Consider the following 6,320-nt stretch of genomic DNA (forward strand, 5'->3'; position numbering starts at 1 on the left):
AGCGCTTGATCACCGGCAGATCGTAAGCGACGCGCTTGGCCGCCTCCATGTTCGGTGGCCAATCCCCGGCGGAAGCGTCGCGCCAGGCATGCTCGGAGAGGAAGGCGATCTTGCTCGGGCGGAAGCCGTAACGCGTCGTGTAGAACAGGTTGAAATCCTGCAGCGCATAGGGGCCGACGAAATCCTCGGTCTTCTGGGCCGGCTTGTCGCCATCGCCAGGGACCAGCTCAGGCGAGATCTCGGTCGCTAGGATGTCGAGCATCACGTCCGAGGCTTCCGCGCCGAAGCGACCGGATTGCGCCACCCAGCGGATCAGGTGCTGGATCAGCGTCTTCGGCACCGAGCCGTTGACGTTGTAATGCGACATGTGATCGCCGACGCCATAGGTGCACCAACCGAGCGCCAGCTCCGAGAGATCACCGGTGCCCATCACCAGCGCATTGTGCCGGTTGGCAAGGCGGAAGAGCACCGACGTGCGCGCGCCCGCCTGCACGTTCTCGAAGGTGATGTCGTAGACGGGCTCGCCCTTGGCAAAGGGATGGCCGATATCGATCAGCATCTGCCGGCAGGCCGGCGTCATGTCGATCTCCTCGGCGCTGACGCCGAGCGCCCGCATCAATCGCCAGGCATTGTCCTTGGTGTCCTTGCTGGTGGCGAAGGCCGGCAATGTAAAGGCGAGGATGTTTTCGCGCGGCAGGCCAAGCGCGTCGAAGGTGTGTGCGGCGACGATCAGGGCCTGCGTCGAGTCGAGGCCGCCGGAGACGCCGATCACGACCTTGTCGAGCCGCGTGCTCTCCAGCCGCTTGCGCAGGCCGTGCGACTGGATGTTGTAGGCCTCGAAGCAGAGCTCGTTCAGCCTTGCATCGTCATTGGGCACGAAGGGAAAGCGCTCGACCTCGCGGGCAAGGCCGAGATCGCTGTCGCGATCCGGCTCCAGCGCGAATTCGATGCGGCGGAAGCGGAGCCGCTCGCGGTTGAGGTCGGCGCTGTCTCCGAAGGTATTCTGGCGGATGCGGTCCATCGCCAGCCGCTCAAGATCGATATCGGCGAGGATGAGTTGCGGCTCGGCGGCGAAGCGCTCGGCCTCGGCCAGCAACGCGCCGTTCTCGTAGATCATCGCCTGCCCGTCCCAGGCGAGATCGGTGGTCGATTCGCCCGTGCCGGCGGCGGAGTAAGCATAGGCCGCGATGCAGCGGCCGGAATGGGCCTTGCAGAGCGCATGGCGCCAGTCGGACTTGCCGATGGTGACGTTCGAGGCCGAGAGATTGAGCAGCAGGGTCGCGCCGGCGAGCGCGGCATAGGACGAGGGCGGGATCGGTGTCCAGACGTCCTCGCAGATCTCCATATGGACGACGAAATCCTCTATATCCGTCGCCGCCAGCAGGATATCCGTGCCGAATGGCACCTCCTGCCCGCAGAGATCGATATAGAGCGCGCTGGCACGCTCGCCCGAGGCGAACTGGCGGCGCTCGTAGAATTCGCGATAGTTCGGCAGATAGGTCTTGGGCACGGCGGCGAGGATGCGCCCGCGATGGATCGCGATCGCGCAGTTGAACAGCCGCCCATCGACCCGCAAGGGCGCGCCGACCACGGCAACGCAACGCAGGCTGCGGCTTTCCGCGACGAGCCGCTCAAGAGCATCCTTCACGGCATCGAGCAGGGCGTTCTGCTGCAGCAGATCGTCGATCGCATAGGCGCTAATGCCTAGCTCCGGGAACAGGCAGAGCGAAGCGCCACCTTCCTCCGCCCGCCGCAACAAGGCGATGGTCTCGCCCACATTGAAGGCCGGATCGGCCACCTTGAGCCGGGGCGCGGCGCAGGCGATGCGAACGAGACCGTGAGCGTGGATGTTGCGGAAACTCATGCAATCCTCGTCGCATCGGCCCAAACAGCCAGACGCCCGCTTATCGCGCAGGCGGAACGGAGCGGGCAAGGGCGGTTCTCTAGCGACCGCCCTGCCATTTCCAGATAGCGTCTGTGGAGGGATTTCAAAGGAGCGGCGGCTCTACAGAACAATCGCCATGTTGCTGCGCATGAAGGACGCCGCGACGAATGAGCGGATTCGGCCGCAGCCACCGTGACGGGCCGTGCAAAGCGGTATGACAGCCCGATCCCACTTATCGGAATGGAGCGGCGATAAATACTCCCAGCACAGGGCATTTGAATACCGTTGCGAAATGAACGATTACCAGCCGTTCCGCTGGCAGCAAAGGTTGACATCGTTCTAACACAGCGGCAAAGCGACCCGTCATTCTCGTTCCGGCGCCTACGCGCTCCCCCAGGTAGAAAGCAGTTCATGTCTGCCTCGACGAACGCTCGTTCCGACTCGGCCGCTCCTGAGAAGCTGACCGAGCAGCTCGCGCGCATTGCCGCCAAAGACTACCGTATCGGCATCATCGGCCTCGGCTATGTCGGCATTCCCCTAGCGCTGACCGCCTGCAAGGCCGGCTTCAAGGTCGTCGGCTTCGACATCGACACCAAACGAGTCGGGCAGATCAATCGCGGCGAGAGCTTCATCAAACATATCCCGACTGAAGCTATCGCCGCTGCTCGCCAGGAAGGACGCTTCCGCGCCACGACCGATTTCGACGAACTGCGCGAAGTCGACGCCATCATCATCGCCGTGCCAACGCCCCTGACCAAGCATCGCGAACCCGATCTCAGCTATGTCGAGGCGACGGCCCGCGCAATCGCGCCACGCCTGCGCAAGGGCCATCTCGTCGTGCTGGAATCGACGACCTGGCCCGGCACGACCGACGAGATCATGCGCCCGATCTTCGAGAAGACCGGCCTGAAGAGCGGCGTCGACTTCTACCTCGCCTTCTCGCCCGAGCGCGAGGACCCCGGCAATCCGGATTTCGGCACCTCGACGATCCCGAAGGTCGTCGGCGGCGATGGCGCGGATGCGCTGGAACTGGCTAACGCCGTCTATAGCGCGCTCGTGGTCAAGACCGTGCCGGTCTCCTCCTCGGCCACGGCCGAGGCCGTCAAGCTGACCGAGAACATCTTCCGCGCCGTCAACATCGCGCTCGTGAACGAGCTCAAGGTGATCTACGGCAAGATGGGCATTGACGTCTGGGAGGTGATCGACGCCGCCAAGACCAAGCCTTTCGGCTTCATGCCGTTCTATCCCGGCCCCGGTCTCGGCGGCCACTGCATTCCGATCGATCCGTTCTACCTGACCTGGAAAGCCCGCGAGTTCGACGTCACCACGCGCTTCATCGAGCTCGCCGGCCAGATCAACACGGCCATGCCGCATTGGGTGATTGACCGCATCGCCGAGGCGCTCGACCGCCAGCAGGGCCGCGGCCTGAGCAAGGCGAAGATCCTGGTGATGGGCATCGCCTACAAGAAGAACATCGACGACATGCGCGAGAGCCCCTCGCTGCGCCTGATCGAGCTGCTCGAGGAGCGCGGCGCCAAAGCCGATTATCATGATCCGCATGTGCCGGTGATCCCGCCGACCCGCGAGCATGCCAACCTGACCGGCCGCGCATCGGCCGCGCTTTCGCCCGAGACGATCAAGGGCTATGACGCCGTGCTGATCGCGACGGATCATGACGCGGTCGACTACAAGGCGCTCGTCGCTGCTGCCCGCCTCGTGGTCGATACGCGCAATGCCTGCGCCAAGGCCGGCCTGACCGGCGACAACATCGTCAAGGCCTGAGCTGAGACACCCGGGAAACGCCAGAGACCAACGCCATGACGTCATTCGCACTGATCGGGGCCGCCGGTTATATCGCGCCGCGCCATATGAAGGCCATCAAGGCCGTCGGTGGCGATCTCAAGGTCGCTTTCGATCCCAACGATTCCGTCGGGATCATCGACAGCCATTTTCCGCAGGCGCATTTCTTCACCGAGTTCGAGCGCTTCGACCGGCATGTCGACAAGCTGCGCCGTCGCGACGAGCGCATCGACTATGTCGCGATCTGCTCGCCCAATTACCTGCACGACGCGCATATCCGCTTCGGCCTGCGTGCCGGCAGCGACGTGATCTGTGAGAAGCCGCTCGTCCTCAATCCCTGGAATATCGACGGGTTGATCGAGATCGAGCGCGACTCCGGCCGCAAGGTCAACACCATCCTGCAATTGCGCCTGCACCCGGCGATCCAGGCTCTGAAGGAGCGGATCGCGACCTCCAACGAGCGCCATTCGGTCGACCTGACCTACATCACCTCTCGCGGGCGCTGGTACCACGCGTCCTGGAAGGGTGACGACGCCAAATCCGGCGGCGTGGCCACCAATATCGGCGTGCATTTCTTCGACATGCTCGCCTATGTCTTCGGCCCGCTGCAGTCGCAGACCGCGAACTTGCGCGAGGGCGAGCGTGCCGGCGGCCTGCTTTCCTACGAGAAGGCCGATGTGCGCTGGTTCCTCTCGGTCGATGCAAACGACCTGCCCGACAGCGTCAAGGGTCAGAAGACGACCTATCGCTCGATCACCATGGACGGCGAGGAGGTCGAGTTCTCCGAGGGCTTCACCGACCTGCACACGCGCAGCTATGAGGAAATCCTGGCCGGCAAGGGCTATGGGCTGGAAGATGTCCGGTTCTCGATCGAGGTCGTCTCGCAGTTCCGCAATTCGCCGGTCGTGACGGCCGGCGAGACGCATCCCTTCGTCGCCAAATACCTCAAGGGCTGACCATGGCCGGCGCGTCGCAGATGCGGGAAGACCCGCGCTTCCCCGGCGCGCTCGTCCATGAGAGCGCCTATGTCGACGCGGGCGCGACGCTCGGCGCCGGCAGCAAGATCTGGCATTTCGTGCATGTGCTCGGCCAGACTACGATCGGCCGCGACTGCGTGCTCGGCCAAAACGTGATGGCCGGGCCGCGGGTCACGATCGGCGACGGATGCAAGATCCAGAACAATGTCGCGCTCTATGACGGTGTCGAGCTGGAGGCGGACGTGTTCTGCGGCCCCTCCTGCGTCTTCACCAACGTCAACAACCCACGCGCCTTCATGAACCGCAAGGCCGAGTTTCGCCGCACGCTGGTGAAGCGCGGCGCGAGCATCGGGGCGAACGCGACCATCGTCTGCGGACATACACTCGGCGCGTATTGCTTCATTGCCGCCGGCGCGGTGGTGACCAAGGACGTGCCCGACTATGCTCTGATGGCGGGAGTTCCGGCGCGCCGGATCGGCTGGATGAGCAAGGCAGGCGAGAAACTCGGCCCGAACCTGACCTGCCCGCTGACTGGAACGCGCTACCGGGAAACCAGCCCGGAGCAGCTTGAGGAGATTGCCTGATGAGCGAGCGTCCCAGGATCGAGTTCATCGACCTCAAGGCCCAGCGCCAGCATATCGGCAAGGCGATGGACGAGGCCATCCTCAAGGTCGTCCATGACGGCAACTACATCCTCGGCCAGCAGGTCCAGCAGTTCGAGACCGAACTCGCCGCCTTCTGCGGAGCGAAGCATGCGATCGGCGTCGCCAATGGCACCGATGCGCTGATCCTCGTGCTGGAAGCGCTCGGCATCGGCCCTGGCGACGCCGTGATCTGTCCGAGCTTCACCTTCGCTGCAACCGCCGAGGTCGTCGCCTGGATGGGCGCGACGCCGGTCTTCGCCGAGATCGACGAAGCGACCTACAATATCGATCCGAAGAGCCTAGGTGCGGCCCTCGAGACCGCGAAACAACACAAGCTCACGCCCCGCGCCCTGATCAGCGTCGATCTTTTCGGCCAAGCCTGCGACTACGAGCCGATCGAAGCCTTCTGCAAGCAGAACGGCCTCATCCTGATCTCGGATTCCGCGCAGGGCTATGGCGCGCGCTACAAGGGCCGCATCGCCGGCGCGATCGGCGATTTCGCCACGACAAGCTTCTTCCCCGCCAAGCCGCTCGGCTGCTACGGCGATGGCGGCGCGATCCTGACCGACAGCGACGAGCATGCCGCGCTGCTGATGTCGCTGCGCTTCCACGGCAAGGGCTCGTACAAGTACGACAATGTCCGCGTCGGCGTGAACTCGCGGCTCGACACCATCCAGGCCGCGGTGCTGATCGAGAAGCTCAAGGTCTATGCCGAGGAGATCGAGAAGCGGCAGGTCGTGGCGCAGCGCTACACCGCCGCGCTCAAGGACGTCGTCGTGACGCCCCACGTCATGGCCGACTGCGTCTCGACCTGGGCCCAGTACACGATCCGCGTCGCCGCGGATCGTCGCGACGCCTTCCAGGCGGCGCTGAAGGCCAAGGGCGTGCCGACCACGGTGTACTATCCGAAGCCGCTGCACCAGCAGACCGCCTACAAGCACGATCCCGTGGCCGGAAACGGCCTGCCGATCTCCGAGCGCGTCGCGCAGGAGGTCGTCGCGCTGCCGATGCATC

5 protein-coding genes are annotated in these 6,320 nt (G+C 64.4%); 4 read left to right on the top strand and 1 reads right to left on the bottom strand.

The annotated features are described in order from the left end of the window. On the bottom strand, positions 1-1,864 hold a 1,864-nt coding region (locus tag Q0Q02_RS22785), incomplete at its 3' end, for an NAD(+) synthase (protein ID WP_293812987.1). Between the two features lie 432 nt (positions 1,865-2,296). Between Q0Q02_RS22785 and Q0Q02_RS22790 the strand changes: the two genes are divergently transcribed. From Q0Q02_RS22790 to Q0Q02_RS22805, 4 genes are all read left to right on the top strand, one after another. Then, positions 2,297-3,667: a nucleotide sugar dehydrogenase gene (locus Q0Q02_RS22790; RefSeq protein ID WP_293812989.1), complete on the top strand. Its 1,371-nt coding sequence runs from the start codon at positions 2,297-2,299 to the stop codon at positions 3,665-3,667. Between the two features lie 35 nt (positions 3,668-3,702). Then, a complete protein-coding gene (locus Q0Q02_RS22795; RefSeq protein ID WP_293812990.1) occupies positions 3,703-4,641 on the top strand; it encodes a Gfo/Idh/MocA family oxidoreductase in 939 nt (312 codons plus the stop codon). A 2-nt stretch (positions 4,642-4,643) separates the two neighbouring features. After that, positions 4,644-5,246 carry an acyltransferase gene (locus Q0Q02_RS22800; protein WP_293812992.1) on the top strand — a complete coding sequence of 201 codons (603 nt, stop codon included), beginning with the start codon at positions 4,644-4,646 and terminating at the stop codon, positions 5,244-5,246. Then, positions 5,246-6,320: DegT/DnrJ/EryC1/StrS aminotransferase family protein (locus Q0Q02_RS22805; RefSeq protein WP_293812994.1), on the top strand; the 1,075-nt coding region annotated here is incomplete at its 3' end. The genes Q0Q02_RS22800 and Q0Q02_RS22805, both read left to right, overlap by 1 nt.

Origin of the sequence: uncultured Allobosea sp. (genome assembly GCF_945956895.1) — a bacterium.
Classification (GTDB): Bacteria; Pseudomonadota; Alphaproteobacteria; order Rhizobiales; family Beijerinckiaceae; genus Allobosea.